The sequence below is a fragment of the Aminobacter sp. P9b genome (genome assembly GCF_045345995.1).
In the GTDB taxonomy this organism is placed as follows: domain Bacteria; phylum Pseudomonadota; class Alphaproteobacteria; order Rhizobiales; family Rhizobiaceae; genus Aminobacter; species Aminobacter niigataensis.
The window spans coordinates 3,859,258-3,884,640 of the sequence record NZ_CP150082.1 but is presented as its reverse complement, the minus strand read 5'-3'; the positions used below and the strand labels follow the sequence as shown (position 1 = coordinate 3,884,640).

Sequence of the window (25,383 nt, the reverse complement as noted above, 5' to 3'; positions counted from 1 at the left end):
GCGCACTGTGATTGAATGCCGGTTCGGCCTCTTCTCGATGGGGTTCTGAACCGATGAAGGCTGCGGCACCGGGACAGATCCCGATGCCTGAATGACGCGGGAATTGCGGGCGCCGACGTCGAAGGACCCGCCACGTTCGGGGCTGCAAACAGGCAGACCAGCGAAAGTTCCTAGGCGGTTTTTCGTACGGTCTCGGAGACTGTGCTGGCTGGCCCGAATATCTCTTCGAACGCGGCTTTGAGCGCAACGTCGAGGTCGTTCATCGTCACCGGCAGGCCAAGGTCGACAAGGCTGGTGACGCCATGGTCGGTGACGCCGCAAGGCACGATGCCCGAGAAATGGCCGAGCTCAGGTTCGACATTGATGGCGATGCCGTGGAAACTCACCCAACGACGCAGGCGTATGCCGATGGCGGCAATCTTGTCTTCCGCCGGTGAACCGTCCGGCAGGGCCGGGCGGTCGGGTCTGACCACCCAGACGCCCACCCTGTCCTCGCGGCGTTCGCCCTTCACGTTGAAGGCGGCGAGCGCCGATATGATCCAGGCCTCGAGCGATGCCACGAAGGCACGCACGTCTTCGCGCCGACGCTTGAGGTCGAGCATGACGTAGGCCACGCGCTGGCCGGGGCCATGATAGGTGTATTCGCCGCCGCGGCCGGTCTTGAAGACGGGGAAACGGTCGGGCTCGACCAGGTCCTGCTCCTGAGCGCTGGTGCCTGCGGTGTAGATTGGCGGGTGCTCGACCAGCCAGACCATCTCGCCGGCGCTACCTTGGCGAATCGCGTCGGCGCGCTCTTCCATGAAGGCGAGTGCCTGATCGTAAGGGGTGAGGCCGGATTCGATTCGCCATTCGACCGGGGCTGAGCCCGGAAGGGCGAGAAACGACGTGGCGATCAGGCTGCGTTCGGTCATTTGGACGGTCCGTTCTTCGGCCTGATATGGCCGCTGGCGGCCAAAACGTCCAGTCCCCGTGCCTTGAAAGCCGGCTATTGTCGAAAGTGATGGCGGCTTCCCCTGCGGCAAGCAAGAATGATCGACGAATATCGCACAGGGCGCTTGTTTCCCCGGAAACGATTTGCTACATGCCGCGAGCCGGTTCAGACCGGCCCTTCGTGACAGTGCGGTCGTGGCGGAATTGGTAGACGCGCAGCGTTGAGGTCGCTGTGGGGCAACCCGTGGAAGTTCGAGTCTTCTCGACCGCACCATCACTTTTCAGGTGAGTACCAAATCATCTGAGCAAGCCGTTCCATCAGGGATAAAACAGCTTGAGCCTTTCCGGGGTTAACCGGTGTTTTTCAAGAATTACAGAGAGTTGCGCGGTCTTGCTGCCGTTGATCACCTAGTTGCGGGTGAGCTCGATTGTCGCCGTCACGACCTTCTCTCCGGTTTGGGGATGCGGCTCGATCGTGACGATCCGCATATGCCCTGTACCGACGCTTGCCAGCCGCATGCTTGCGACGCGCGAACCGGAGCCCTTGTCTGGCCATAGGATCTGGAGGTTGAGCGTATCGCCGGTGCGTGTACCGACAAGTCGCGCGGCGCCACGTCTCGAACCGACATAGGAACCGGTATAGCGTCCGCCGTTGGCCTGCAGATCAACTCCTATGCGGCGGGAGAACACGACTTTTGCGCGGCAGGCGCCGTCAAGGTTGAGGGCTGCGCCATCTGCCCGGGAGTCGAGGCTGCAGGAGACGGCAAGCGGCACTGCACCGGGTTTCAGTCGGACCTGTCCCCCGCCATGCCAGCTGCCGGAAAGAGTTTCCAAAAAGGCCTTCTCGTCCGCAATCGCTGCGGAGACCGTGAACATTGCCAGAATCAGTGCCATGATTGCCGAGGTCATCTTGTTGCCGATCTTTTCGAAGGGCCTGCTCCATCTGGGAGCGGACGACTACTGGTTCTGGCGAACTTATGGGGTGCGGGCAAAGTTGTCAAAAGGCCCGGGAGTAGCCGTCCAAGTTGCTACTTGCGGCTGATCGTGGGGATGGGCGCAGGAAGGATGCCGGACTTCCGAGCCGGCACTGCAGTGCGGGCATGGCGCGTGAGTTGCCGCAAGTGGACGGTGACGAGCCAGGCCCGTCACCGTCGCTCAGTGCTACAAGTCGATGCCTGCAAGCTTGGTCATCAGCGCTTGCCGGTCGTCAGCGGACCTGAGGCGGATGGTCAAGCTCTCGCTCTTGACCGGAACCTGGGGCGGAAGGCTGACTTCGATGCCGGCCGCGTGTTCTGCGGCCCAGTTCTTGAAACGAGGCAGCTTATTGGCGCCGCTGATCGGGAACGTGAAACTGTATTTGAAGGTCATTTGAACATTCCAAACGGAGTGCCGCCGGCAGCAAGCGGCGCGCGCAACAGCGCAGCAGATCGCTCGGCCAGTACAGGCAGATTTCTGATGTCGTGAGTGTCAGTGTCCTGGTGCCGCTCTTGCTCTCGCAGGTAGTGGCACCAGGCTATCAGCCTATTTGAAGGCCGCCTTTGCAGATGACGAGGATGGCAAAGGAAACTTTTTGCATGGCCGGTATCTCGGCCAAATGATCACGATTGTCAAACGGGCCGCCCAAGGTCTGCCCGGGCGGCCCATAGACGATCAGTTCCTGGATTGCCTCAGCGGCCGCGCCAGGCGAGCAGCCGCATGGCGTTGGCGGTGACCAGCACCGTGGCGCCGGTGTCGGCGAGGATGGCGGGCCACAGACCAGTAATGCCGGCAATCGTCGTCACCAGGAACACCGCCTTGAGGCCAAGGGCGATGGTGATGTTCTGGGTGATGTTGCCCATCACCGTCTTCGACAGGGCGATCATGTCAGGAATGTCGGTGACGCGGCCATGCAGGATGGCAGCGTCGGCGGTTTCCAGCGCGACATCGGTGCCGCCGCCCATGGCGATGCCGAAATCGGCAGCGGCAAGGGCAGGGGCGTCGTTGATGCCGTCGCCGACCTTGGCGACGACCTGTCCCTGCTGTTGGAGTTCACGGACGATGCGCTGCTTGTCGTCGGGCATCAGGCCGGCGCGAACATTGATACCAAGCCCCTTGCCGATGGCTTTTGCAGTCGCCTCGTTGTCGCCGGTCAGCATGAGGGTGGCGATGCCGTCGGCCTTGAGCGTGGCCAGTGCCGCTATGGCGTCGGCACGCGGTTCGTCGCGCATGGCAAGCAGGCCCGCGACCTTGTTGTCGACCACCAGCACGGAAACTGTCTTGCCGTCGCCATTGAAGGCGGCGATCTGCGCTTTCAATTCGGCTGGCAATCCGGCCATCTCTTCGGCGGCGCTGGGCGACGCCAGGAACACGTCCTGGCCGCCGACCTTGGCCGAAACACCCTTGCCTGCCACCGCCTTGGCGAGACTTGCTGGGGGCACAGGTACGCCATCTGTCTTGGCGCGGCCGAGAATGGCGAGCGCCAGCGGATGGCTCGAGCCCGTCTCCAGGGCGGCAGCCAGCGACAGGACCTTGGCTTCGGGGTGCCCGACGCCGACGATGTCGGTGACCTTCGGCTTGCCTTCGGTGAGGGTTCCGGTCTTGTCGAGCGCGACCGTGGTGACGCGGCGCATGCCTTCCAGCACAGCACCTCCCTTGAGCAGCAGGCCGCGGCGGGCACCGGCGGACAGACCGGCTGCAATTGCAGCGGGCGTCGAGATGACAAGCGCGCAGGGGCAGCCGATCAGCAGGATGGCGAGGCCCTTGTAGACCCACTCCGACCACGAACCGCCGGCGACCAGCGGCGGCAGGATGGCGACGAGCGCTCCGACGACAAGGACGGCCGGCGTGTAGTAGCGCGAGAAGCGGTCGATGAAGCGCTCGGTCGGCGCCTTGCTCTCCTGCGCCTCCTCGACCAGCTTGATGACGCGGGCAATGGTGTTGTCGGCGGCCGCAGCGGTGACGCGGACCTTGATCACCGCATCGGTGTTGATGGTGCCGGCGAACACGTCGTCGCCAGCGATCTTCAACTTGGGAACGCTTTCGCCGGTGACAGGAGCTTCATCGAGCGTGCTCGAACCCTCGACGATGACACCGTCGGCGGCAACGCGGTCGCCGGGCCGGACCAGCATGAGCGCACCGACCTGCAGCGCCTCGGCCGGCATCTCGCGGGTCGAGCCGCCTTCCTCGACCAAAGCGGTCTTGGGAACCAGGTCGGCAAGTCCGCGAATGCTGGCGCGGGCGCGGCGAGCGGCAACGCCTTCCAGCAATTCGCCGATGAGGAAGAGGAAGACGACCATCGTCGCTTCCTCGGTGGCGCCGATGAAGACCGCGCCGACAGCCGCGATGGTCATCAGCGTCTCGATCGAGAACGGCGTGCCTGTCATCGCGGCGGCGAAGGCGCGTCGCGCCACGGGCACCAGTCCAACCGCCAATGCAGCCAGGAAGGCCCAGTGCCCCACCTGCGGCATGAACTGACCGATGGCATAGGCTGCGACAAGGGCAGCACCGCAGGCTATGGTCAGCTTGGCTTTGCGGGATGTCCACCACGGGCCGTCGTCGAGATCGAAATGGGCATGGCCGGCATCGGCAGAGGCCGCAGCCGGGGAGCCGTGTCCGGCATGATCACCATGGTCGTGCCCGGCATGGTCACCATGGCTATGGTCGTGTCCGCTGTGGTCGTGGTCATGGCTGCAGGATGGGCCGCGCTTGTGCTGCTGGACCTCGGTCGCGCGCGCCACGCCAAGCTCGGCGACGGAGTAGCCGAGCGCCTTCACCTGCTTCGAAATCGCAGCCGATGGCGCTGGCCCCTGATGCGAAACCGTCATTGTGCCGGCCGAAACGGAAATGCCGACCTCGGTGATGCCGGGCAGGCGGCTGACGGCGTTCTCGATCTTGGTCGCGCAGGAGGCGCAATCCATACCGCCGACGCGGAAGCGCGTCTTGCCGTGGCTGGCGTCATTCATGATGGGTCCTTTCAATCCTATATGAAGCAATGCTAGAATCTCTAGCCACTAGAGGATCAAGAGGGTTTTTAGATGAATCTGCCGATTGGCGAACTGGCGCGGCGAACGGGCGTAAAAGTGCCGACGATCCGTTTTTATGAGCAGATCGGGCTGATTGCGGCGCCACCGCGCACGGAAGGCAACCAGCGCCGCTACGGCAAGGCGGAGATCGACCGGCTCAACTTCATCCGCCACGCCCGCGAACTCGGCTTCGAGGTCGACCATATCAGGGAATTGCTGGTGATGTCGCAGGAACCGCAGGCCTCGTGTCACCAGGCCGACAGCATCGCCAAGTCGCATCTTCGCGAAGTCGACAGGCGAATCGAGCGGCTCCAGGCGCTGCGCGGAGAGCTGTCGCGGATGATCGACGAGTGCGGCCATGGCCGCATCTGCGACTGCCGCATCATCGAGGTGCTGGCAGATCACCGCCAATGCTCAAGCGAGCATGTGGCCTGATTGAAACAGCGCGGAATTGGCTGATCCGCAGGACCGCCTGAGGCGGTATTTCATTTGATATTCCGACCCTTGGCGGGCTAGGGATAACCCACCTCGAATCCCGAAAATCCGCAAACGGGAAGCGCCGATGGAAGCCCGACACGACCATACGCACGGCGCCGACGCCGCTGACGCTGTCCGCGCCGAAATCTACGGCGAGGACGGGGCGATCCTTGCCTCGTTCCTCGCCCATATCGGCGCGGCGATCGCCGATCGCGATACGCTATCGCTGAAGCGCGACGTATCGGGGCTGCACCAATCCGAACTCGGCGACCTGCTGGAGGCATTGCTGCCCGAACAGCGGCTTGCACTGGTCGAGCTGATGGGCTCGGACTTCGACTTTTCGGCGCTGACCGAGGTCGACGAGGCGATCCGCCTGGACATCGTCGACAACCTGCCCAACGAGCAGATTGCCCAGGCCGTCCAGGAGCTCGATTCCGACGACGCGGTCTACATCCTCGAGGATCTCGACGCCGAAGACCAGAACGAGATCCTGGCCCAGCTGCCGTTCACCGAGCGCATCAGGCTGCGCCGTTCGCTCGACTATCCGGAAGAATCGGCCGGCCGGCGCATGCAGACGGAGTTCGTCGCGGTGCCACCGTTCTGGACCATTGGCCAGACCATCGACTATCTGCGCGACGACAAGGACCTGCCCGACCGCTTCAGCCAGGTTTTCGTCATCGACCCGACCTTCAAGCTGCTCGGCGCGGTCGACCTCGACCAGATCCTGCGCACCAAGCGTGCGGTCAAGATCGAAGAGGTGATGCACGAGACGCGTCACGCCATTCCCGCGACGATGGACCAGGAAGAGGCGGCGCGCGAGTTCGAGCAATACGATCTTTTGTCGGCCGCCGTCGTCGACGAGAACGAGCGTCTGGTCGGCGTGCTGACCATTGACGACGTGGTCGACGTCATCCAGCAGGAGGCCGAGGAAGATCTCCTGCGCATGGGCGGCGTCGGCGACGAAGAGCTGTCGGACACGGTGGCCGCCACCTCGCGCTCGCGCGTGCCATGGCTCCTGGTCAATCTCGGAACCGCCTTCATCTCGGCATCTGTCATTAGCCAGTTCGGCGCGACCATCGAGGAGATGGTGGCGCTGGCAGCCCTGATGCCGATCGTCGCCTCGCTTGGCGGCAATGCCGGCACCCAGACGATGACGGTGACGGTGCGGGCGCTCGCCACGCGCGACCTCGATATCTACAATGCCGGCCGCGTCATCCGCCGCGAGGTGATGGTCGGGCTGCTGAACGGTGCGATCATTGCGGCCATCCTCGGCCTGGTCGCCGGTCTGTGGTTCCACAATCCCGACCTGGGTTTCGTCATTGCCGCTGCGATGGTGCTCAACATGCTGGCGGCAGCGCTCGGCGGAATCCTGATTCCACTCCTGCTCGACAAGGTCGGCGCCGACCCGGCGATCTCGTCGTCGATCTTCACGACGATGATCACCGACGTGATCGGCTTCCTTGCCTTCCTCAGCCTCGCGACATGGTGGTTGCATCTCGGCGGCGGATGACGCGGAAGCTCGGTTTCGAGTTCCGCAAAGGCCCCCCCGGGATCAACGCCACCGTATTTCTGCGCGTCAGATTGGGCGCGGAACAGTTGGTTGCATAGACGGCGAGTTCAATTGACTTTTACGTAAATCGCGTGCGAGACTCCAGGCGGATCACTATGGTCCTTGCCGCGCGATGCTTGCCGTCGCCCGGCCTATTCGCCTCGGCTAGTGCCCGGCATGATTTTGAGGCGGGGCGGTTTCGCTCGCGGGGTGGAGGAACGATGCGGGAATATTATTCGATTACCGAACTGACCCGCGAATTCGACATTTCGACGCGGACACTGCGCTTCTATGAAGATGAAGGCCTGGTGCAGCCGGTGCGTCGCGGCCGGACACGGCTGTTCCGGCCATCGGACCGGCATCTCATTCGCCAGATCATGCGTGGCAAGCGCCTCGGCTTTTCGATCAACGAGATCCGCGAGATCATCCAGATGTATCGCGCGCCGCCCGGCGAGGTCGGCCAGCTCAAGCTGATGATCAAGCGCATCGAAGAGAAGCGCGAGGATCTGCGCCAGAAGCGCCGCGATCTGGAGGAGACGCTCGCCGAACTGGATCAGGCAGAGGAATCCTGCGTCGAACGGCTGGTCGAGCTCGGCGTCAACACCTGACAGCCGAAAGCCGGCCGGGTCATCCGGCGCTGCGACGGCTCGGACTCACCCACAGCATTGTGCTAAGTTTGGCTACCCCTCGGGAGTAGCTCCCATGTCGATGCTCATCAGGACGGTTCGCAACTGGCCGGTCACGAGCTTCGTGGTGCTGGCATTCGCCATCACCTGGATTGTCTTCATTCCGTTCTACCGGGCAGGTGGCGAAGACATCGCCTGGTTTACCTTTGGTCCATTCGTCTCGGCCGTCGTCATCTCCGCACTCCTGGGTGGCTGGCCGAAAGTCCGTGCGCTGCTGGCTTCAGTGGTGAAATGGCGCGTGCCTCCAGGTTGGTACCTGGTGGCGATCGGCCTACCGGTGGCAGCGCAACTGCTGGCAATCTGGCTCAACCCATTGTTGGGTTCCGCTGCGCCCAACTGGGGGAACGTGCCGGCCATTCCGGAAATCGCGGGCATGGTCCCGCTGTTTCTGGTCTTCAGCGGTCCGCTTGGCGAGGAGCCCGGCTGGCGGGGATTCGCGCTGCCGGCGTTTCTGCGCGAGCACGGAGCGCTGAATGCAAGCCTGCTGCTCGGGGTGATCTGGGCCGCCTGGCACCTGCCGCTGGTGCTTCTGAACGACTACAGCATATCCAGCGCCATCAACGTCATGGTTGCGGCGGTGGTGTTCACGTGGCTGTACCAGAATTCGGCGGGCAGCGTGCTGCCGGCGATTCTCATGCACGTATCGCACCAGAACAGCGTGCGTTACCTCGGCCGCGTGTTCGAAGGTGGCGATGCGACCCAGCACCAGTGGATCGGCCTGATGCTATGGCTGGCGATTGCCTTGGCGATCGTGGCCATCTACGGAACCCACAGCTTCCGAAACGGTGGCGCGACCGCCGCCGTCAGCTAGATCCAGCGCCTGACCTTCTTCGCATAGTCGATGTATTTCTTGCCGAAACGCGCCTGCAAGTGCTTTTCCTCACGTTCGATGGCGAGCTTGTTCGTGGCGAAGACTGCGACCAGCGCCAGGATGATGAACCAGAGGCTGCCGCTGACCAAGCCGATGCCGATCATCAGCAGCGTATTGCCGAAGTAGATCGGGTTGCGGGTGAAGGAAAAGGGGCCGTTCGTCACCAGATGATCCGCGGCCTTGTCAGGCCTGATGGTGGTGTTGCCGCGCTTCAGGGCGCGCATTGCCGAAATTTCGATGGCGGCAAAACCTGCTATCGCCAGCCAGCCGGCGGCAAACAATAGATCGGATATCGGTTCGGTGATCCAGGGCAATGGATAGAGCAGGCCGAGCACGATGGCGATGGCAATGGCCGCGAGGTAGATGATCGGCGGCCACGGCACCCGGTTGGGGGCTGCCTTGATGTCGGTCATTGCGCTCCTCCAGTTGGTATTTCGCTGTCCGTCCTGGCCGTGCACATCGCGGCGGTGTCGCTGATCCGTGCCTTGAGTTCAGGGCTCTTGTCGCTGGCATAGAGGCGGTCGAGTGAATCGTCTTTCTGCAGCTCGTCGAGCATGCAGACACAGTAGCGCGCGCAGAAATCGGTGTCGCGGCTTTGCTCGCAGGAGATCTGGCAGGACTTCAGGAAGCCGACTTCGCGGGTTTCGACCGGCGCGGGGAAGAACTGCGCCCAGGCCCAGACCAGCGAGATCAGCACCGGCTGGTGGATGAGGTAGAAGGCCAGGCTGTGGCGGCCGAAGAAGTCGAGCGGTTTCGACCAGGCGCCGGGTTTCAAGCGCGCCAGGGCGTCGAACAGGCCGGATTTAAGCGCCAGCCCGGCAAGTCCCATGCCTGCCAGCACCGCCCCGAAGAAGGGGAAGACGGGCACGAAATCGTTGGAGCGCGGGGCAACGGTGTTGAGGCCGACCCAAAGCAGCGCCGGATGGTTGAAGGCCTCGTTGCGCAGGTAACTGGGAGCCACGATTACGAGGGCAGCCACGACGAGCGTCAGCAGCGGCGGCAGGCGCAGGAAGGCAAGGCCGACGACGCTGGCAAAGGCGATCTGGTGGAGGATGCCGAAGAAGATGAAGGTGTCGGGCATGGCGAACCATGTCGCCACGGAGATTGCCGCGGCGGCGGCAACGACCATTGCCAGCCGTTTCCGAAAGCCGCGCCAGCGAATGCCCTTGGCGTGGGCAAGGACGAGGCTTACGCCGACAAGAAACAGGAAGCTCGACGCGATCGAGCGGGCGAACAGTTTCCAGCCGCCGAAGGCGGTCATGCCCGGGTCGGCATAGCCGAAGAACTCGAGATCCCAGGCGAAATGATAGATGGCCATGGCGACGAGTGCTGTGCCGCGGGCGATGTCGATGACCTGGACGCGTGGGGTTCGGGCTTGAACTTGGTCGGTGGTCGGTTGCATCGTCATGGCCATTCGCTTCGGCTTTCGGGTGTTTCGCCGCTCCTGCAGCACTATCATGGTTGAACCGGGGCAAGAGAGGGACTAGCCAACGTCATGCACAGGGTTCGGGGATGTCAGCAATGAACGGTCGCGTGATGTCGTTGACCGAAGATCTGGTGGCGCGCTGCCATCGCGAAGTGGCCGACGCCGGCCCCGACCCGGACGCGCAGCATCTCGACGATGCCGACTATGAGCGCATGATCGACGAGACGCTGGCGGACAATGCCGATGAGGGGCCGCTGTGGCTGTTTGCCTATGGCTCGCTGATCTGGAAGCCGGAGGTCGACCATACGGAGGAGAAGGTGGCGGTGGCACGCGGCTGGCATCGCTCGTTCTGCATCAACATGACCCGCTGGCGCGCCACCAAGGCCGAGCCGGGGCTGATGATGGGCATGGATCGCGGCGGCCAGTGCAAGGGTGTGGCGCTGCGGCTGATGGATGGCGACCGGCGCGAGCAACTCGACAAGCTGTTTCGCCGCGAAATGACACTCAAGCCTTCGACCTACAAGCCGCGCTGGCTGAGCCTTGCCACCGATGAGGGCCCATTGACCGCGCTCGCCTTCGTCATCAACCGCGAAGGCCATGCCTATGCCGGGGCGCTGGGCGAGGACGAGGTCGTGAAGCGGCTGGCCACGACCTGCGGCCATTGGGGCTCGGCCGCCGATTATCTCTACAATGTGGTCAAGAATCTCGAGGATCGAGCCATCCACGACCGGCATCTGTGGCGGCTCCAGCACCTGGTGGCCGAGCAAATAGCTGCACGCTGCTGACGCATTCGAGCGCTGCGGCGTCGGAATTTGGTTTGCCGCCCAAGCCATTTGTTTCTATAGTTGCCGGGTCGTCGGTTCCGTTACGGAATCAAGAGGGAATGCGGTAAGGGCCCTTTGAGGGTCCGAAGCCGTGGCTGCCCCCGCAACTGTATGCGGTTAGCTCTCCCCAAATGCCACTGAAGCTTGCTTCGGGAAGGCGGGGAAGGGTGTCGATCCGCAAGCCAGGAGACCTGCCGGCGACAGGCACTTATCTCGGTGCCCTCGGGTGGAGGGCGAAAGGACTTCAAGATGAATACTGTTTCTGCAATCGGCGCTGACGTTTCCTCGCAGTCGCGCACCATGCAGCTCGCGCTTGCGGCGCTGCTCGGCCTTTTCGTTGTTGGCTTCCTCGGGTTCTCGCATATGGAAGTGGTGCACAACGCTGCCCACGACTATCGCCACTCGATGGCTTTCCCCTGCCACTAACGAAAGCACTCTAGCCATGTCTGTTTTTCGCAACGTCGTGTTCATCGCGGCGATCAGCGGCCTATTGGCCGGCGTGATCCTTGCCGCGCTCCAGACCTATGCAACCGTTCCGCTGATTCTCAAAGCGGAGACCTATGAAAATGCGGGCGGTCACGAGCATGCCGCGGCACCAGCCGCAGGCACTGAAGCCACCGCACCGACGGCCGGCACCGAAGCGACCGCTCCTGCGGCGCAGGTTGCGGCTCCTGCCGAAGAAGAGGTCGAAGCCTGGGCGCCCGCCGACGGGTTCGAACGCTTCGCCTATTCGGCACTCGCCAACATCGTCAGCGGCGTTGCTTTCGCGCTGATCCTGGTCGCAGCTTCCGAATTCGCCGGCGGTATCGCCAACTGGCGCCAGGGCGTGTTCTGGGGTTTTGCCGGCTTCGCCGTCTTCACACTGGCGCCTGGTCTTGGCCTGCCGCCCGAGTTGCCGGCCATGCCCGCCGCCGATCTCGGCGCGCGCCAGGTCTGGTGGACCTTCACGGTTGTTGCCACCGCCGCCGGCCTCGCGCTCATCGCTTTCCGCCAGTCGCTGCCGTTGGCGATCCTCGGCGTGGCGCTGATCGTCGCGCCGCACATCATCGGCGCGCCGCAGCCCGAAAGCCACGACTCGCCGATCGCGGCCGACTTGCATCACAACTTCGTCGTCGCCGTCACCATCACCAACCTGGTGTTCTGGGTCGTGCTGGGTGCGATTGCCGGCTTCGTGCGCAACCGCTTCATGGGCGGACAGGCCCCGGCGCTGCACGGCCGCCTTGCCTGAGAAGCTGACCTTCCTGCTCGGCGGTGCGCGCTCCGGCAAGAGCGCGCATGCTGAGCGGCTGATCACGCAGTTTCCTGCGCCGTGGACCTACATCGCCACGGCGCAGGCCTATGACGACGAGATGCGCGAGCGCATCTCGCTTCACCGCGGCCGCCGTGGCGATGGCTGGCTGACCCTCGACGCACCGCTCGATCTTGTGGGTGCGCTCGGCAGCGTGCTCGATGGCACGCCGGTGCTGGTCGATTGCCTGACGCTCTGGCTCACCAATCACATGCTGGCGGATCATGACGTCGAGGCGGAAAGTGCCCGGCTTGCCGACGTGCTGTCGCGGCCGCGCGGACCTTGGTTCGTGGTTTCCAACGAGGTCGGGCTCGGCATCGTGCCCGACAATGCGCTCGCCCGCCGCTTCCGCGACGATGCCGGCAGGCTCAATCAGAAAGTGGCGGCGGCAGCCGACGAAGTGCTGTTCATGGTTTCCGGCCTGCCGATGAAGGTGAAATGATGAAGACGATCGACGAACAGGAAGCCGAACGGCACCGTAGCAAGATGGCCAAGCGCAAGGCGGTGCAGGATGCCGAAGTGGCGGGAAAGACTATTGTCGAGAAGGGCCTGCTGATCGTCAACACCGGCCCCGGCAAGGGCAAGTCGACGGCGGCCTTCGGGCTGGCGCTGCGCATGCTCGGCTACGGCCAGCGCGTTGGCGTCGTGCAGTTCATCAAGGGCGCCTGGCATTCGGGCGAGCAGGACGCGTTTGCTGCCTTCGGCGACCGCGTCGTCTGGCACACGATGGGCGAAGGCTTCACCTGGGAGACGCAGGACATCAAGCGCGACATCGCGGCGGCCGAGGCCGCTTGGGCCAAGGCGCAGGAATTGCTGGCCGATCCGAGCATTGCTCTCGTCGTGCTCGACGAACTCAACATCGCGCTGCGCTATGACTATCTCGACCTCGACGCGGTGGTCGCCGCGCTCAAAGGCAGGCGCGAGGGGCTGCATGTCGTGGTCACGGGCCGCAACGCCAAGCCGGCTTTGGTCGAGGCTGCCGACCTTGTGACTGAGATGGGCGCCACCAAGCACCATTTCTCGGCTGGCGTGAAGGCGCAGAAGGGCATCGAGTTCTGAGCGCCCGAGGCGGTCAGAGCCAGAAGATCGCGGCGATCAGCCCCAGAGCGCCGACCATCAACGCATCGGCCGTCCAGTAGAGCCGGAGTGCGGCGCGGATGTCCTGGGCATTGGCCTCGCGCCGGCCGCCATCGCCCATCAAGGAATCGTCGACCATGACGCCGCCATAAGCACGCGGACCGGCAAGCGCGAGGCCGAGAGCGCCGGCCATGGCGGATTCAGGCCAGCCGGCGTTGGGCGAGCGATGTTTTTGGGCGTCGCGCCACACCGCCTGCCAGGCGCCCCTTGGGTCGGTGCCGGGCACCAGGAATGCGGCGAGCACGATCAAAAGGGCAGTCAGCCGCGACGCCGGCAGGTTGATCAGGTCGTCGAAACGGGCAGCGGCCCAGCCGAAGGCTTCGTGGCGGCTGGTGCGGTGGCCGATCATCGAATCGGCGGTGTTGGCGGCCTTGTAGCCGGCTCCGCCGGCAAAGCCGAAAACAGCGAGCCAGAATGCCGGAGCGGTGATGCCGTCGGAAAAATTCTCGGCCAGGCTTTCGATGGCCGCGCGGCTGACGCCGGCCTCGTCGAGGCGTTCGGGGTCACGGCCGACGATTTGCGACACTGCCTTGCGGCCGGCGACGATGCCGCCGCTGTCGAGCGCATCGGCGACTGCCTTCACATGGCTGCCGAGGCTGTGCTGGGCGACGAGGCTGGAAGCGGCGATTGCCGTGAGAAGGATGCCGAAGGGGACAAGCCCGAACAGGCGCTCGACGGCAAATGCGCATGCGGCCGGTACGGCGACGATGACGACGAGGGCAACCACGCCCAGAAAACGGCGTCTGGCGTCGGTATCGGTGGCGCGGTTGAGGCTGGTGTCGAGAAAGGATATCAGCTTGCCGATCCAGATCACCGGGTGGCCGATGGCGTGCACCAGCCGGTCCGGGTAACCCAGACCGAGTTCGAACAGAAGCGACAGGAAGGCAAGCGGAACAAACATGACGCTTCTTGCAGGACGTAGGACCGGGACTGTGGACCACGGCGGCAGCCTGGAGCGGGCGAGGGCGCTGTTTCCGGGAGCGCCCGAGCCGTTCGTCGACCTTTCGACCGGGATCAATCCGAACTCCTATCCGCTTTTCGAGCTGCCTGCCACAGCCTTGTCGCGCCTGCCGGAGCCGGGCAGGGCCCGTGATCTCGCCGCTGTCGCCGCGACCGCCTATGGCGCGACGTCGGCGGCTAATGTGGTGCCGGCTCCGGGCACGCAGATCCTCTTGCCGCGCATCGCCTCGCTGGTGCGCCCGGGCCGCGCCTTCGTGCTTGGGCCGACTTATCAGGAGCACGCGCGAGCCGCGGCGATTGCCGGACACCATGTTGCCGAGACACGCACGTTCGAGGAGCTTTTCGTGGCCGACCTTGCCGTCGTCGTCAATCCGAACAATCCCGATGGCCGCGTCGTCCTGCGCTCGGACTTGCTCGAACTCGCAGCCAGCCTGCGCGCCCGCGGTGGGCTTTTGGTCGTCGACGAGGCGTTCATGGACGTCGGCCCGCAGGCGCAGAGCCTAGTCGGCGATGTCGAGCAGGGCGGAATCGTCGTCCTGCGCTCGTTCGGCAAGTTTTATGGCCTTGCAGGTATCCGGCTCGGATTTGCGCTGGCGCACCCCGATATCGCCGCGCGGCTGGAGGAGGAACTGGGCCCGTGGTCGGTGGCGGTGCCTTCGCTCGAATATGGCATCAAGGCGTTATCGGACACCGACTGGCAGCGCGAGATGCGGACCACGCTGGCGCACGCCGCCCACCGGCTCGACCAGACCTTTGCCCGTGCCGGCGTGATTGTTACCGGTGGCACGTCGCTGTTCCGCCACGTCGATATCCCCGACACGGCCGGGCTGTTCAAGGCGCTGGGGCGGGAGGGAATATTGGTGCGCAGTTTTGCCGACCGGCCGACGCAGCTACGCTGCGGCTTGCCCGGGCACGAGGTTGAATGGCGGCGGCTTGACGTTGCATTGGGCGACTGGGCGCAGGACCGGCAGCCCATCGGCGAGGGAGCTGTTTTGTGATCTATGTCAGCCCGCTTTCCAGGATCGAAGAGACGGTTGTGCGCGTCGGCGCCGAGCGGCTGATCTCGCTGCTCTCCGCCGGCACGGAGATGTCGCGGCCGGCAGTCATTCGCGCCGAAAACCACCTGTTGATGAACATGCACGATATCGCCGCCGAGCAGGACGGCATGACGATGCCCGGCGAGGTACATGTGCGCCGTCTGCTGGATTTTGCTCGCGCCTGGGACCGGTCGCGTCCATTGGCGATCAACTGCTGGGCGGGTGTCAGCCGCTCGACCGCTTCCGCCTACATCATTGCGGCAGCTCTCGACCCCTCCCGAGACGAGGCGGAATTGGCGGATCTATTGCGGAAACTCTCGCCGACGGCGACGCCCAATCCGCGCCTGATCGCAGTGGCGGACCAGATCCTGGACCGGAATGGCCGCATGGTGACGGCGATCGCCGCGATCGGACGCGGTGCCGATTGCTTCGAGGGAGTGCCGTTCGGGCTGGACGTCTAGCCCGTCGATGACGGGCATCCCAAAACCTCATGGTGAGCCTGTCGAACCACAGGTTTTGGGACGTGCAGAACTTGGCGTGCCTAGCGCCCTCGTGGTTCGACAGGCTCACCATGAGGGCTACTGAAGTGGCGTAGCCGTGTGAAAGCCTTCAGGCGATCCAGTCGCCGAGCCTGGCCTTGCGGATATCCTGCAGCAACCGGATGAAACCGTCAGCCTGATGCGCAGCCGTGAGCCGGCCTTTTTCAGCGGTCGCCACAGCGGCATTGCCGACGACACCATGCGGGTTGAGATCGCTGGCAATCCATGAAAAGCCGTGCGGCCCGTGCGAGCGCAGCAGGTCGAACGCACTTTCGGCGCGCTCGAAGCTGGACGTGAAATCCTGTGCCTTGGCCATGTCGACCAGCTCGGGCCGGAAATGCAGCATCAGCGAGGTCTCGACATCGCCGCCATGGATGCCCAGCTGGATTTCGCGGGCAGGGTAGAGGTCGTCGGGCGTGCCGAAACGGCCCCAGCTCGAACGCACAGACATCGCGCCGAAGCGCACGCGCAGCTCGCGCGAGACGATTCCCATCACCTCCTCGTTGCCGCCATGCGAGGTGACGAAGACGAACTTGCGGATGCCCGCGCGCGCAATCGAAGCGCCAAGCTCAGTCCAGGCGTCGACCAGCATGTTGGCAGGCAGGCTGAGCGTGCCCGGTGCATGGATGTGCTCGTCGGATTTGCCGACGGCCTGGATGGGCAGGAAGCGGGCGTCGAGATTTTCGGGCAGGTGGGCGAAGACCTCGGCCAGCAAGCCTTCCATGATGGTCAGATCGGTCGACACCGGCAGATGCGGGCCGTGCTGCTCAATGGCGGCAACGGGCATGATGGCGATCGTCGCCTCGGGGTCGATCGACGCGAAATCGGCTGCCTTGAAGTCACCCCACCACACGCGTCGCTGCTTGTTCGTCACCACCGGCCTCACTGCGCTCAATTCTCATCCGACTGAATATGTCAGCGCGGGCGATTTTGTAAGGGGCGGCTACATGCGCACGCGCTCGGCCTTCGGATCGTACATCGGCTTGAGCGAGGCTTCGGCAGCGAAACGCTCGCCGGCGATTTCGATCTCGTAGCGCGAGCCGAGCACATCGGCCTCTGTTTCGTTGGCGCAGGGCACATAGCCGAGGCCAACGGCGCCGCCGAGGTGGTGGCCGTAGTTTCCGCTCGTGATTGTTCCGACAATCTTGCCGTTGCGGACGATGGCCTCGTTGTGGAAGAGCAGCGGTTCCGGGTTCGCCAGCCGGAACTGGACCAGCCGGCGGGTGAGGCCGGCGTCACGCTTGCGCAGCACCGCGTCGCGGCCGATGAACTCGCCCTTGCCGGATTTCACGGCAAAACCGAGGCCGGCTTCCAGCACATGGTCCTCGTCGGTAATGTCGTGGCCGAAATGGCGGAACGCCTTTTCGATGCGGCAGGAATCGAGCGTGTGCAGGCCGCAGAGTTTCAGCCCGAGATCGGCCCCGGCTTCCTCGACTGCCTCGAACACATGCGCCGCCTGGTCGGTCGACACATAAAGCTCCCAGCCGAGCTCGCCGACATAGGTGACGCGATGGGCGCGGGCGAGACCCATGCCGATCTCGATTCCCTGCCAGCTGCCGAAGGGGTTCTTTTCATTGGAGAAATCGTTGGGGCTGACTTTCTCGATCAGTTTCCGCGCGCTCGGCCCCATCAGGCAGAGCACCGATTCAGCCGCGGTTACGTCGGTGATGATGACGAACTCGTCGGCCAAATGCTTGCGGAACCAGGCGAGATCGCGCTGCAGCGTTGCGCCCGGCACAACTGCCAGGAAGGCTGTTGGCGAAAGGCGCGTCACCGTCAGGTCGCTCTCGATGCCGCCGCGCTGGTTGAGCATCTGCGTGTAGACGATCCGACCGGGTTCGACGTCCATGTCGTTGGCGCAGAGGCGCTGCAGATAGGCCAGAGCGTCGCGGCCCTCGATGCGGATCTTGCCGAAGGAGGTCATGTCGAACAGCCCGACGCCGTTGCGGACCGCCAGATGCTCCTCGCGTTGATTGTCGAACCAGTTCTGACGCTTCCAGGAGTAGCGGTATTCGCGCTCCTGGCCCTCGCGGGCAAACCAGTTGGCACGTTCCCAGCCGGCGACTTCGCCGAACACGGCACCGCGCGATTTCAGATGCTCGTGCAGGGGCGAGCGGCGGACGTCTCGCGAAGTTGCCATCTGGCGATAAGGGAAATGGTCGGCATAGAGCAGGCCGAGCGTCTCCGAGACGCGCTCCTTGAGATAGCGCCGGTTCTTCTGGAACGGCTGGGCGCGGCGGATGTCGACTTCCCAAAGATCGAACGGCGCCTCGCCGTCGTGGATCCACTGCGCCAGCGCCATGCCGGCACCGCCCGAGGAGACAATGCCAATCGAGTTGTAGCCGGCGGCGACCCAGTAGCCGCCAAGCTCCGGCGCTTCGCCGAGATAGTAGCGGTCGTCGGGGGTGAAACTCTCGGGACCGTTGAAGAAGGTGTGGATGCCGGCCGTTTCCAGCATCGGCATGCGGTTCACGCCCATTTCGAGGATCGGCGCGAAGTGGTCCATGTCCTCGGGCAGTTGGTCGAAGCAGAAATCCTCGCGGATGCCGTCCATGCCCCAGGGTTTTGCGACCGGCTCGAAGGCGCCGAGCATCATCTTGCCGGCGTCTTCCTTGTAGTAGGCACATTCGTCCGGCACGCGCAGCACCGGCAGGCGGCCGAGGCCCGGGATGGCCTCGGTGACGAGATAGAAGTGCTCGCAGGCATGCAGTGGGATGGTGACACCGTTCTGCGCGCCCAGCTCGCGCGCCCACATGCCGGCGCAGTTGACAACGACGTCCGTCTCGATGGTTCCCTGTTCGCCGCCTTGTGCCCACGACACACCCGAGACGCGTCCGTTCTTCGAATGGATCTTGGTGACCTTGACGTTCTCGACGATCTTCGCGCCACGCTGCCTGGCACCCTTGGCCAGGGCCATGGCGATGTTGGCGGGATCGCACTGGCCGTCGAGCGGCAGGTGCACCGCGCCGACCACGTCGGCGACATTGAGATGGGGGTACATCTCCTTCACTTCGCTGGGAGAAATCTCGCGTACGTCGACATTGAAGGCACGGGCGAGCGAGGCCTGGCGATAGATCTCGTGCTTGCGCTCTTCGGTCAGCGCCACGGTGATGGAGCCGACCTGGCGCATGCCGGTGGCGACGCCGGTCTCTTCCTCGAGCCTGACGTAGAGGTCGGCCGAATATTTCGCCAGCCGGGTCATGTTCTGCGAGGCGCGCAGCTGCCCGATCAACCCCGCCGCATGCCATGTCGTGCCTGATGTGAGCTGCTTGCGCTCCAGAAGCACGATGTCGGTCCAGCCAAGCTTCGCCAGGTGATAGGCGACGGAGCAGCCGGACACGCCGCCACCGATGATGACGGCGCGGGCACGGGCGGGGATTTCTGTCATGCGGCTGTTCTCGCGTAACTGGTGGCGAAGCGCCTCAGGCGGCCGGCGGCCTCCTGGAGAACGTCGTCGGGCTGGCACAGACTGATACGGATGTGACCGGCCGCGGCATCGCCGAAGCTGACGCCCGGCATGACCGCGACCTTCTCGGCTTCGAGCAGGTCCCAGGCGAATTTCTCGCAATCGCGCTCGATGGCGCTGACGTCGAGCATCACATACATGCCGCCCTCGGAGCCGCGCACGGTGACGTTGTTCAGCCCGCGCATCTGGTCGATGAACAGCTTGCGGCGCCCGGCATAGGTTGCCGCGATCTGCTCGACGCCGAAATCGTTCTCCAGCGCCTCGATCGCCGCGCGGCTGACGAAATCGGTCAAGCCGTAGGTGGTGACGAGGTTGAGGTTGATGACTAGCGAGACGAGGTCGGTGGGGGCGGTGAGCCAGCCGATGCGCCAGCCGGTCATGCCGTGGCTCTTCGACATCGAATTGATGACCAGAGTGCGTTCAGCCATGCCGGGCAGGGTCCGTGGCGACACGTGTTCGCCGCCACCGAGCGTCCAGTAGACCTCGTCCGACAGCAGCCAGAGATCGCGCCGGACGCAGAGTTCGGCGATGTCTTCCAGGCACTTCCGGGAATAGACCGCACCGGTCGGGTTGTTCGGCGTGTTGATGAGGATGGAGCGCGTGTTCGGCTTCAGAGCCTTCTCGATCTCCGCCGCACGCGGTTGGAAGCCGTCTGCGGCGTGGGCTTCGACCACGGTGTAGCTGGCGCCGGCTGCGCGGAACGTGCCGGGGTAGGTGGCGTAATAGGGTGCCACAACCACGGCGTGGTCGCCTGGGTCATGCGTTGCCTGCACGGCGGCGTAGAGAGCGGCCTGGCCGCCGGGTGTGGCGATGATCTCGGCGAGCGCTGTGTCGACGCCGGTGCAGCGTGTCGAGATCTTGGCCATGGCGGCGCGCAGGCGCGGCAGGCCGGGCAGCTGCGTGTAGTGATGGTAGCCGGCGCGGACGGCAGCCACGCAGGCCTCGACCGTCTCCGACGGCGTGTCGAAGTCGTGGTCGCCGACCGACAGCATGATGATGTCTTCGCCGGCCTGCTTGCGCGTCATGGCGGCGAAATGCACTTCCCAGCCGTCCTTGCCGGAGGGAACGATGCCCGAGATGCGGGAGGAAGGTTTCGGCATCTCAGGCCTCCGCATCTTGCAGGGCCGCAAAGCGGGCAAGCGTCAACCTGCTGGCGATGTCCAGCCGGGGTGTCAGCGCGCCATAGCCAGGAACCGAAGGATGCGGGGTGCCGCCGGCATGATTGTGGGTGGCGGTGATGACGAGCACCCGCGCGCCCGCCGCCTCGGCTGCGCGGATGCCGGCCGGTGCGTCCTCGAACACCAGGCAATCCTCCGCTTTGTGGCCAAGCCGCTGGGCGCCGAGCAGGAAGCAGTCGGGGGCAGGCTTGCCGTGGGCGACGTCCTCGCCGGTGACCATGATCGGAGGGACAGGCAAGCTGGCGGCCTCGAGCCTGCGGAGCGCCAGCCTGCGCGGCGCCGAGGTCACGATCGCCCAGCGCTCGACAGGCAGGGCGTTGAGGAAGCTTGCCGCGCCATGGATAGCTTCGATGCCCTCGACGTCGTCGAATTCGGCCTGGGTCAGCTCCTCGATTTCGGCCATAAGATCGATGCCGGGAAGGTTCAGCCGGGAGATGGTCTCGAACGCGCGAACGCCGTGGATGGTTGGCAGGAAGGTTTCCACGTCGAGCCCATGCTTGATCGCCCAGGCGGTCCAGACTCTTTCGGTGGAGGCGATCGAGCTCAGGATGGTGCCGTCCATGTCGAACATGAAGGCGCCAAAGGCGCGATCGGGGAAGGGAAGGGACATTAGGAGCGTAACCTTTCGTTTTCGGGATCCCACAAGGGTTTGTCCTGCTGGACCGTGGCGCTGAAGCGCTCCCCGAAAATCTCGACTTCGATGGTAACGCCCGGCACGGCCAGATCGGCTCGCAGCATGCCCAGCGCAATCGATTTGTCCACCCTGTGGCCCCAGCCTCCTGACGTGGTCTCACCGACAATTGCGCCATTGTGCCAGAGTGTCGACATATAGGGCGCGTCGCAGTCGCCGGGCTTGTCGATGACAAGCGTGACGAAGCGCTTCTTCACGCCCTGCTGCTTTTCGCTGAGCAAGGCAGCCTTGCCGCGGAAGTCGGGCTTGTCCCATTTGACGAAGCGTTCGAGCCCGCACTGAAGGATGGTGTAGTCGGTCGAAAGGTCGCCTTTCCAGGCGCGGTAGCCCTTCTCCAGCCGGAGCGCGTCGAGCGCGAACATGCCGAAGGGTTTCAGGCCATGCTTCTGGCCGGCGGCCCAGACGGCGCCGAACACCGCTGTTGTGTCTGCGACCTTGGTGTGGATCTCCCAGCCAAGTTCACCGGCGAAGGAGACGCGAACCAGCTTGGCCCAGCGTCCTGCGATGATGGTTTCCTGATGCGTCAGCCAAGGTGCCGAGAGGTCAGCCCCGCAGATTTCGGCCAGGATTTTCCGCGAATTGGGTCCGGCGAGGATTTGCGTCGAGTATTCCTCGGTGCGGTCGATGAGCTTGAAATCCGCATCTTCAGGCATGTGCGACTTCAGCCATTCGAAATCGTGCCACTGGGCGACGGCGGCGGTGATCAGCGTCATCAGGTTTTCGGAATGGCGCACCACCGACATCTCGGTGACGATGCGGCCGTGATCGTCGGCGAAATAGCAGAGCCCGATACGGCCGACCTTGGGAACGGCGCCGGTGACCTGGGTCTCAAGCCATGCGGCAGCGCCCGGGCCGTCGAGATTGAAGCGGCTGAAGCCGGGCAAGTCGAGGATGCCGGCCGCATCGCGCACGGCGAGGCACTCCTCACGGATTCGGTTCTCCCAGGGGCCGGAGCGGGCGAAGGTCTGCGTCGACTCCTCCGAGACGTCGTCGCCCGGCTGGGCATACCAGGTGGCGCGTTCCCAGCCATTGTAGGCGTTGAACTGCGCGCCAAGGGCCGCGATCCGGTCGTGGATCGGCGAAAGCTTGCGGTTGCGCGCCGCCGGCCAGGCATGCCTGGGGAAATGAATGGCATATTCGTGGCCGTAGACCTCCATGCCCTTGGCAACCGCATAGTCGGGAGCGGACGCAAAGGAGGTGAAGCGGCGCGGGTCGCAGGACCACATGTCCCATTCGGTCTCGCCCCGGGTTACCCATTCGGCCAGCACCTTGCCCGCGCCGCCCGCCTGGGCGATGCCGAAGGTGAAGACGCAGGCCTCGAAGGCGTCGGGCACGCCGGGCATCGGGCCGATCAGCGGGTTGCCGTCGGGCGCATAGGGGATGGGGCCGTTGATGATCTTGGACAGGCCGGCGGTGCCGAGGATCGGCACGCGGCGGACGGCGTCGTCGAGATACCATTCCAGCCGCTCGAGGTCGTCGGGATAGAGCTGGAAGGAGAAATCCGCAGGCATCTGGTCGTCGGGCGTTGCCCAATGGGCGCGGCAGTTGCGCTCATAGGGGCCGAGATTCATGCCGTTCTTCTCCTGGCGGAGGTAGTAGGAGGTGTCGACGTCGCGCAGCAGCGGCAGCTTGTGGCCGGCCTCACGCGACCAGGCGGCGAGCTCGGGGATTTCGTCGAACAGGATGTACTGGTGGCTGATGACCATCATCGGCACGTCGCGGCCGAACATTTTTCCGACCTCGGCCGCGCGATAGCCTGATGCGTTCACCACCTTCTCGCAGCGGATTTCGCCCTTTTCGGTCGAGACCACCCATTCGCCCTTGTCGCGGCGGACCGAAATCACCGGGCAGAAGCGGACGATCTTCGCGCCCATGTCGCGCGCGCCCTTGGCCAGTGCCTGGGTCAGCTGGGCCGGGTCGATGTCGCCGTCGTTGGGATCGTAGAGCGCGCCCTTGAGGTCGTGTGTCTCGACGAAGGGATAGCGGCGCCTGATCTCGTCGAGGCCGATGACGTCTATATCCATGCCCTGGTAGCGGCCCATGCCCTTGGCACGCTGGAACTCCTGCATGCGCTCCCTGGTGTGGGCCAGCCGGATCGAGCCGGTGACGTGATAGTTCATCGGGTAGTCGACCTCGGCCGCCAGCCCGCGATAGAGCTCGGTCGAATAGCGCTGCATGTTCATGAGCGACCAGGACGACGAGAAGGTCGGCACATTGCCGGCGGCATGCCAGGTCGAGCCCGAGGTCAGCTCGTTCTTTTCGAGCAGCACGCAGTCGGTCCAGCCCGCCTTGGCGAGATGATAGAGCGAGGAAACGCCGACCGCGCCTCCGCCGATGATCACCACGCGCGCCGTGCTCGGCAATTCGGCCATGATTTCCTCCTCAGCGTGCGATCAGTAGACAGGTGGCGATACGACCCAGATAACCACCGCCGGCACCGTTCCCGTGTTCCTCCACCGGAACGGCTTGTGGTCGAAGCGGAAACTGTCGCCTTCGCCCAGGCTGTGCCAGGTGCCGTCGATCTCGATGTCGAACCCACCCGAGACGACGTAGCCGGCCTCTTCGGTGGGGCGCGTCACCGGTTTGGCCATGCCGGCACCCGGTGCGAAGATCGAGCGCAGCATTTCGAAGCTGCCGCCGAGGTCGGGCGACAGCAACTCTTCCACCAGGCCGGATTCGCTGCTGCCGAGCGTGCGCCGCCGGCCAGAGCGGACAACGACGCCGCGCTCAGCCTCCACTGGGGCTTCATGAGCGAAGAACAGGCTGATGGGGACGCCGAACAACTCGGCAAATTCCCGGAGGTCACCGATCGAAGGCGTCGACAATCCGCGCTCGACCTGGCTGACCCAGCCCACCGAGCGTCCGAGTTTCAGCGCGATCTCACTCAGCGTCAGTCCGCGTGACTTGCGCAGCGCGCGCAGATCGTTGGCGAGCAGGTCGCCTGCGATGTCGCTTTCCTTGCGAAGCGAGGCTGTTGCGGTGGGACTCAAATCGGGCCTCGTGAAAATTTACTGCAGAATTTCATGAGATGGCATCTCTGTGAAAAATTCAAGCTCATTTTCATGGTCCAGCAAGTTTCTCTTGCGAGACTCCGGGAGAGAGTGCAAAGGCTCGATTTCGGACGGGCGGTGAGGGGCGATCCGACAATATCGATGCCATAGGGACAGCCGATGCTGGCACCGGACCAAAAACCGCTGGAACTGGATGACACCGAAATCGTCGACGAAGCGATCGTTTCGCGGCGCTCGGTGCGCTCCTTTCTACCGACGCCCGTCGACGAGGCGGTGATCCGCGACATCCTCGATGTGTCGGCGCGAGCGCCTTCGGGCACCAACATGCAGCCTTGGAAGGTTTACGTCACTGCTGGCGAGATCAAGCAGCGGCTGAGCGACGCCATCCTCAATTCGGGAGTGCGCGCCGAAAAGGCGGTCTGGGACGAGTACAAGTATTATCCCGACCAGTTTTTCGAGCCCTATCTCGGCCGCCGCCGCGCCAACGGCTTCGGGCTCTACAGCACGCTCGGCATAGGCCGCCGCGACGTCGACCGCATGCGGGCCCAGCATGACCGCAACTTCGTCTTCTTCGACGCCCCGGTCGGCATGATCTTCACCATCGACCGCCGGCTCAACCAGGGCTCGTGGATCGACTACGGCATGTTCCTGCAGAACATCATGATCGCGGCACGGGCGAGAGGCCTGCACACCTGCCCGCAGGCGGCATTCGCGCCCTATCACCGCCAGATCAGGCCGGTGCTCGGCATTCCGGAAGAAGAGGTGGTGGTCTGCGGCATGGCGCTCGGTCACGAGGACACGTCGAAGCCGGAAAGCACCTTCCGCACTGACCGCGCGCCGCTCGACGAGTGGGTGCAGTTCCTGAAATAGGTCAGGCCGCGGGCCGGTTGCGTATGTAGGCGCAGCACTCCAGTTCGACCAGCGCCCCGAGCGCCAGGCCGTTGGCACCGAATGCGGATCGCGCCGGCAGGCGGTCGGCGTCGAAATAGCCGACATAAACCTTGTTGAACTCGGCCCATTTCGACATGTCGGCCAGCATGACGGTGCATTTGAAGATGTCGGCCATGCCGAGGCCATTCTCTTCGAGCACCGCCTTGATGTTTTCCATCGTCTGACGCGCTTCGGCCTCCATGCCGCCGGGAACGAGTTCCAGCGTTCCGGGGCGATTGCCCAGGGCGCCGGAAAGATAAAGCACGTCGCCAACGCGCACCGCCTGGCTGAACGGCAGCCTGAGCGCCTTGGCTTCGGCAGAATTGATGAATTCCATGGTCGTCCCCCTCAAAGGAGGCATATTGCCCGCAACGGGATTGGC

General features: G+C 64.3%; 26 protein-coding genes, 1 tRNA gene and 1 riboswitch. Of the genes, 13 read left to right on the top strand and 14 right to left on the bottom strand.

Going from position 1 to position 25,383, the window contains the following annotated elements; genetic code table 11:
* Positions 1 to 170: 170 nt before the first annotated feature.
* A complete protein-coding gene (lipB, locus tag WHT83_RS19150) occupies positions 171 to 911 on the bottom strand; it encodes a lipoyl(octanoyl) transferase LipB (protein ID WP_406872079.1) in 741 nt (246 codons plus the stop codon).
* A gap of 208 nt (positions 912 to 1,119) precedes the next feature.
* Between lipB and WHT83_RS19145 the strand changes: the two genes are divergently transcribed.
* Positions 1,120 to 1,204: transfer RNA gene (locus WHT83_RS19145), tRNA-Leu, on the top strand.
* 134 nt (positions 1,205 to 1,338) lie between these two features.
* Here WHT83_RS19145 and WHT83_RS19140 read toward each other — a convergent pair.
* The 3 genes from WHT83_RS19140 to WHT83_RS19130 form a co-directional block, all read right to left on the bottom strand.
* Complete coding sequence (locus WHT83_RS19140) at positions 1,339 to 1,839, bottom strand: hypothetical protein (RefSeq protein ID WP_406872078.1); 501 nt, start codon at positions 1,837 to 1,839, stop codon at positions 1,339 to 1,341.
* 252 nt (positions 1,840 to 2,091) lie between these two features.
* Entirely contained in the window at positions 2,092 to 2,298 is a 207-nt protein-coding gene (locus WHT83_RS19135) for a hypothetical protein (RefSeq protein ID WP_183260528.1), read from the bottom strand.
* Between the two features lie 299 nt (positions 2,299 to 2,597).
* On the bottom strand, positions 2,598 to 4,871 hold the full coding sequence (locus WHT83_RS19130) for a heavy metal translocating P-type ATPase (protein WP_406872077.1): 2,274 nt from the start codon (positions 4,869 to 4,871) through the stop codon (positions 2,598 to 2,600).
* Between the two features lie 72 nt (positions 4,872 to 4,943).
* Between WHT83_RS19130 and WHT83_RS19125 the strand changes: the two genes are divergently transcribed.
* The 4 genes from WHT83_RS19125 to WHT83_RS19110 all read left to right on the top strand — a co-directional run bounded on the left by WHT83_RS19125 (position 4,944) and on the right by WHT83_RS19110 (position 8,454).
* Positions 4,944 to 5,366, top strand: coding sequence for a helix-turn-helix domain-containing protein (locus tag WHT83_RS19125; protein ID WP_108607752.1), 423 nt, complete (start codon positions 4,944 to 4,946; stop codon positions 5,364 to 5,366).
* Positions 5,367 to 5,493: 127 nt separating this feature from the next.
* On the top strand, positions 5,494 to 6,918 hold the full coding sequence (gene mgtE, locus WHT83_RS19120; RefSeq protein WP_108607753.1) for a magnesium transporter: 1,425 nt from the start codon (positions 5,494 to 5,496) through the stop codon (positions 6,916 to 6,918).
* A gap of 260 nt (positions 6,919 to 7,178) precedes the next feature.
* Positions 7,179 to 7,565 (top strand): MerR family DNA-binding transcriptional regulator, encoded by a 387-nt coding sequence (locus WHT83_RS19115; RefSeq protein ID WP_108607754.1) that lies wholly within the window; start codon positions 7,179 to 7,181, stop codon positions 7,563 to 7,565.
* 94 nt (positions 7,566 to 7,659) lie between these two features.
* Positions 7,660 to 8,454, top strand: coding sequence for a CPBP family intramembrane glutamic endopeptidase (locus tag WHT83_RS19110; RefSeq protein WP_406872076.1), 795 nt, complete (start codon positions 7,660 to 7,662; stop codon positions 8,452 to 8,454).
* Here the strand turns inward: WHT83_RS19110 and WHT83_RS19105 are convergent.
* Positions 8,451 to 8,927, bottom strand: coding sequence for an isoprenylcysteine carboxylmethyltransferase family protein (locus tag WHT83_RS19105; protein WP_108607756.1), 477 nt, complete (start codon positions 8,925 to 8,927; stop codon positions 8,451 to 8,453). The genes WHT83_RS19110 and WHT83_RS19105 overlap by 4 nt on opposite strands.
* Entirely contained in the window at positions 8,924 to 9,922 is a 999-nt protein-coding gene (locus tag WHT83_RS19100; protein WP_406872075.1) for a DUF1624 domain-containing protein, read from the bottom strand. The genes WHT83_RS19105 and WHT83_RS19100 overlap by 4 nt, the downstream gene beginning before the upstream one ends.
* 113 nt (positions 9,923 to 10,035) lie before the next feature.
* Between WHT83_RS19100 and WHT83_RS19095 the strand changes: the two genes are divergently transcribed.
* From WHT83_RS19095 to cobO, 5 genes are all read left to right on the top strand, one after another.
* The gene (locus tag WHT83_RS19095) at positions 10,036 to 10,725 is read left to right on the top strand and encodes a gamma-glutamylcyclotransferase (RefSeq protein WP_406872074.1); all 690 of its coding nucleotides are present in this window, start codon (positions 10,036 to 10,038) and stop codon (positions 10,723 to 10,725) included.
* A gap of 55 nt (positions 10,726 to 10,780) precedes the next feature.
* Positions 10,781 to 10,978: riboswitch (cobalamin riboswitch) on the top strand.
* 35 nt (positions 10,979 to 11,013) lie between these two features.
* Positions 11,014 to 11,190, top strand: a complete 177-nt coding sequence (locus tag WHT83_RS19090) for a CbtB-domain containing protein (RefSeq protein ID WP_108607759.1) — start codon at positions 11,014 to 11,016, stop codon at positions 11,188 to 11,190.
* Positions 11,191 to 11,206: 16 nt separating this feature from the next.
* Positions 11,207 to 11,992: a CbtA family protein gene (locus WHT83_RS19085; protein ID WP_406872073.1), complete on the top strand. Its 786-nt coding sequence runs from the start codon at positions 11,207 to 11,209 to the stop codon at positions 11,990 to 11,992.
* Positions 11,985 to 12,494: a bifunctional adenosylcobinamide kinase/adenosylcobinamide-phosphate guanylyltransferase gene (gene cobU / locus WHT83_RS19080; RefSeq protein ID WP_406872072.1), complete on the top strand. Its 510-nt coding sequence runs from the start codon at positions 11,985 to 11,987 to the stop codon at positions 12,492 to 12,494. Before WHT83_RS19085 ends, cobU begins: the two co-directional genes overlap by 8 nt.
* Complete coding sequence (gene cobO, locus WHT83_RS19075) at positions 12,494 to 13,111, top strand: cob(I)yrinic acid a,c-diamide adenosyltransferase (protein ID WP_183262337.1); 618 nt, start codon at positions 12,494 to 12,496, stop codon at positions 13,109 to 13,111. Before cobU ends, cobO begins: the two co-directional genes overlap by 1 nt.
* 13 nt (positions 13,112 to 13,124) lie before the next feature.
* On the opposite strand, the gene cbiB is transcribed toward cobO, so the two are convergent.
* Entirely contained in the window at positions 13,125 to 14,090 is a 966-nt protein-coding gene (gene cbiB, locus WHT83_RS19070) for an adenosylcobinamide-phosphate synthase CbiB (RefSeq protein ID WP_406872071.1), read from the bottom strand.
* Between cbiB and cobD the strand changes: the two genes are divergently transcribed.
* Entirely contained in the window at positions 14,089 to 15,147 is a 1,059-nt protein-coding gene (cobD, locus tag WHT83_RS19065; protein WP_406872070.1) for a threonine-phosphate decarboxylase CobD, read from the top strand. The genes cbiB and cobD overlap by 2 nt on opposite strands.
* Positions 15,144 to 15,647: a tyrosine phosphatase family protein gene (locus WHT83_RS19060; RefSeq protein ID WP_406872069.1), complete on the top strand. Its 504-nt coding sequence runs from the start codon at positions 15,144 to 15,146 to the stop codon at positions 15,645 to 15,647. Before cobD ends, WHT83_RS19060 begins: the two co-directional genes overlap by 4 nt.
* A 148-nt stretch (positions 15,648 to 15,795) precedes the next feature.
* Here the strand turns inward: WHT83_RS19060 and WHT83_RS19055 are convergent, their stop codons facing one another.
* From WHT83_RS19055 to WHT83_RS19030, 6 genes are all read right to left on the bottom strand, one after another.
* The gene (locus WHT83_RS19055) at positions 15,796 to 16,599 is read right to left on the bottom strand and encodes a creatininase family protein (protein WP_406874014.1); all 804 of its coding nucleotides are present in this window, start codon (positions 16,597 to 16,599) and stop codon (positions 15,796 to 15,798) included.
* A 69-nt stretch (positions 16,600 to 16,668) separates the two neighbouring features.
* Complete coding sequence (locus WHT83_RS19050) at positions 16,669 to 19,113, bottom strand: FAD-dependent oxidoreductase (RefSeq protein WP_406872068.1); 2,445 nt, start codon at positions 19,111 to 19,113, stop codon at positions 16,669 to 16,671.
* Positions 19,110 to 20,291, bottom strand: a complete 1,182-nt coding sequence (locus WHT83_RS19045) for a pyridoxal phosphate-dependent aminotransferase (protein ID WP_406872067.1) — start codon at positions 20,289 to 20,291, stop codon at positions 19,110 to 19,112. Before WHT83_RS19045 ends, WHT83_RS19050 begins: the two co-directional genes overlap by 4 nt.
* A gap of 1 nt (position 20,292) precedes the next feature.
* A complete protein-coding gene (locus WHT83_RS19040; protein ID WP_406872066.1) occupies positions 20,293 to 20,979 on the bottom strand; it encodes an HAD-IA family hydrolase in 687 nt (228 codons plus the stop codon).
* The gene (locus WHT83_RS19035; RefSeq protein WP_406872065.1) at positions 20,979 to 23,432 is read right to left on the bottom strand and encodes an FAD-dependent oxidoreductase; all 2,454 of its coding nucleotides are present in this window, start codon (positions 23,430 to 23,432) and stop codon (positions 20,979 to 20,981) included. Before WHT83_RS19035 ends, WHT83_RS19040 begins: the two co-directional genes overlap by 1 nt.
* A gap of 21 nt (positions 23,433 to 23,453) precedes the next feature.
* Positions 23,454 to 24,050: a helix-turn-helix domain-containing protein gene (locus tag WHT83_RS19030; RefSeq protein WP_406872064.1), complete on the bottom strand. Its 597-nt coding sequence runs from the start codon at positions 24,048 to 24,050 to the stop codon at positions 23,454 to 23,456.
* 180 nt (positions 24,051 to 24,230) lie between these two features.
* On the opposite strand from WHT83_RS19030, the gene WHT83_RS19025 reads away from it, so the two are divergent.
* Positions 24,231 to 24,941 (top strand): nitroreductase, encoded by a 711-nt coding sequence (locus WHT83_RS19025; RefSeq protein ID WP_183260554.1) that lies wholly within the window; start codon positions 24,231 to 24,233, stop codon positions 24,939 to 24,941.
* Between the two features lies 1 nt (position 24,942).
* On the opposite strand, the gene WHT83_RS19020 is transcribed toward WHT83_RS19025, so the two are convergent.
* The gene (locus WHT83_RS19020; RefSeq protein WP_406872063.1) at positions 24,943 to 25,338 is read right to left on the bottom strand and encodes a RidA family protein; all 396 of its coding nucleotides are present in this window, start codon (positions 25,336 to 25,338) and stop codon (positions 24,943 to 24,945) included.
* Between the last annotated feature and the right edge of the window lie 45 nt (positions 25,339 to 25,383).

Excerpts from the sequence above, each read along its gene's own strand:
- lipB (WP_406872079.1), bottom strand. The coding sequence starts at position 911 with ATGACCGAACGCAGCCTGATCGCCACGTCGTTTCTCGCCCTTCCGGGC.
- WHT83_RS19140 (WP_406872078.1), bottom strand. The coding sequence starts at position 1,839 with ATGACCTCGGCAATCATGGCACTGATTCTGGCAATGTTCACGGTCTCC.
- WHT83_RS19135 (WP_183260528.1), bottom strand. The coding sequence starts at position 2,298 with ATGACCTTCAAATACAGTTTCACGTTCCCGATCAGCGGCGCCAATAAG.
- WHT83_RS19130 (WP_406872077.1), bottom strand. The coding sequence starts at position 4,871 with ATGAATGACGCCAGCCACGGCAAGACGCGCTTCCGCGTCGGCGGTATG.
- WHT83_RS19125 (WP_108607752.1), top strand. The coding sequence starts at position 4,944 with ATGAATCTGCCGATTGGCGAACTGGCGCGGCGAACGGGCGTAAAAGTG.
- mgtE (WP_108607753.1), top strand. The coding sequence starts at position 5,494 with ATGGAAGCCCGACACGACCATACGCACGGCGCCGACGCCGCTGACGCT.
- WHT83_RS19115 (WP_108607754.1), top strand. The coding sequence starts at position 7,179 with ATGCGGGAATATTATTCGATTACCGAACTGACCCGCGAATTCGACATT.
- WHT83_RS19110 (WP_406872076.1), top strand. The coding sequence starts at position 7,660 with ATGTCGATGCTCATCAGGACGGTTCGCAACTGGCCGGTCACGAGCTTC.
- WHT83_RS19105 (WP_108607756.1), bottom strand. The coding sequence starts at position 8,927 with ATGACCGACATCAAGGCAGCCCCCAACCGGGTGCCGTGGCCGCCGATC.
- WHT83_RS19100 (WP_406872075.1), bottom strand. The coding sequence starts at position 9,922 with ATGACGATGCAACCGACCACCGACCAAGTTCAAGCCCGAACCCCACGC.
- WHT83_RS19095 (WP_406872074.1), top strand. The coding sequence starts at position 10,036 with ATGAACGGTCGCGTGATGTCGTTGACCGAAGATCTGGTGGCGCGCTGC.
- WHT83_RS19090 (WP_108607759.1), top strand. The coding sequence starts at position 11,014 with ATGAATACTGTTTCTGCAATCGGCGCTGACGTTTCCTCGCAGTCGCGC.
- WHT83_RS19085 (WP_406872073.1), top strand. The coding sequence starts at position 11,207 with ATGTCTGTTTTTCGCAACGTCGTGTTCATCGCGGCGATCAGCGGCCTA.
- cobO (WP_183262337.1), top strand. The coding sequence starts at position 12,494 with ATGAAGACGATCGACGAACAGGAAGCCGAACGGCACCGTAGCAAGATG.
- cobD (WP_406872070.1), top strand. The coding sequence starts at position 14,089 with ATGACGCTTCTTGCAGGACGTAGGACCGGGACTGTGGACCACGGCGGC.
- cbiB (WP_406872071.1), bottom strand. The coding sequence starts at position 14,090 with ATGTTTGTTCCGCTTGCCTTCCTGTCGCTTCTGTTCGAACTCGGTCTG.
- WHT83_RS19050 (WP_406872068.1), bottom strand. The coding sequence starts at position 19,113 with ATGACAGAAATCCCCGCCCGTGCCCGCGCCGTCATCATCGGTGGCGGC.
- WHT83_RS19045 (WP_406872067.1), bottom strand. The coding sequence starts at position 20,291 with ATGCCGAAACCTTCCTCCCGCATCTCGGGCATCGTTCCCTCCGGCAAG.
- WHT83_RS19040 (WP_406872066.1), bottom strand. The coding sequence starts at position 20,979 with ATGTCCCTTCCCTTCCCCGATCGCGCCTTTGGCGCCTTCATGTTCGAC.
- WHT83_RS19035 (WP_406872065.1), bottom strand. The coding sequence starts at position 23,432 with ATGGCCGAATTGCCGAGCACGGCGCGCGTGGTGATCATCGGCGGAGGC.
- WHT83_RS19025 (WP_183260554.1), top strand. The coding sequence starts at position 24,231 with ATGCTGGCACCGGACCAAAAACCGCTGGAACTGGATGACACCGAAATC.
- WHT83_RS19020 (WP_406872063.1), bottom strand. The coding sequence starts at position 25,338 with ATGGAATTCATCAATTCTGCCGAAGCCAAGGCGCTCAGGCTGCCGTTC.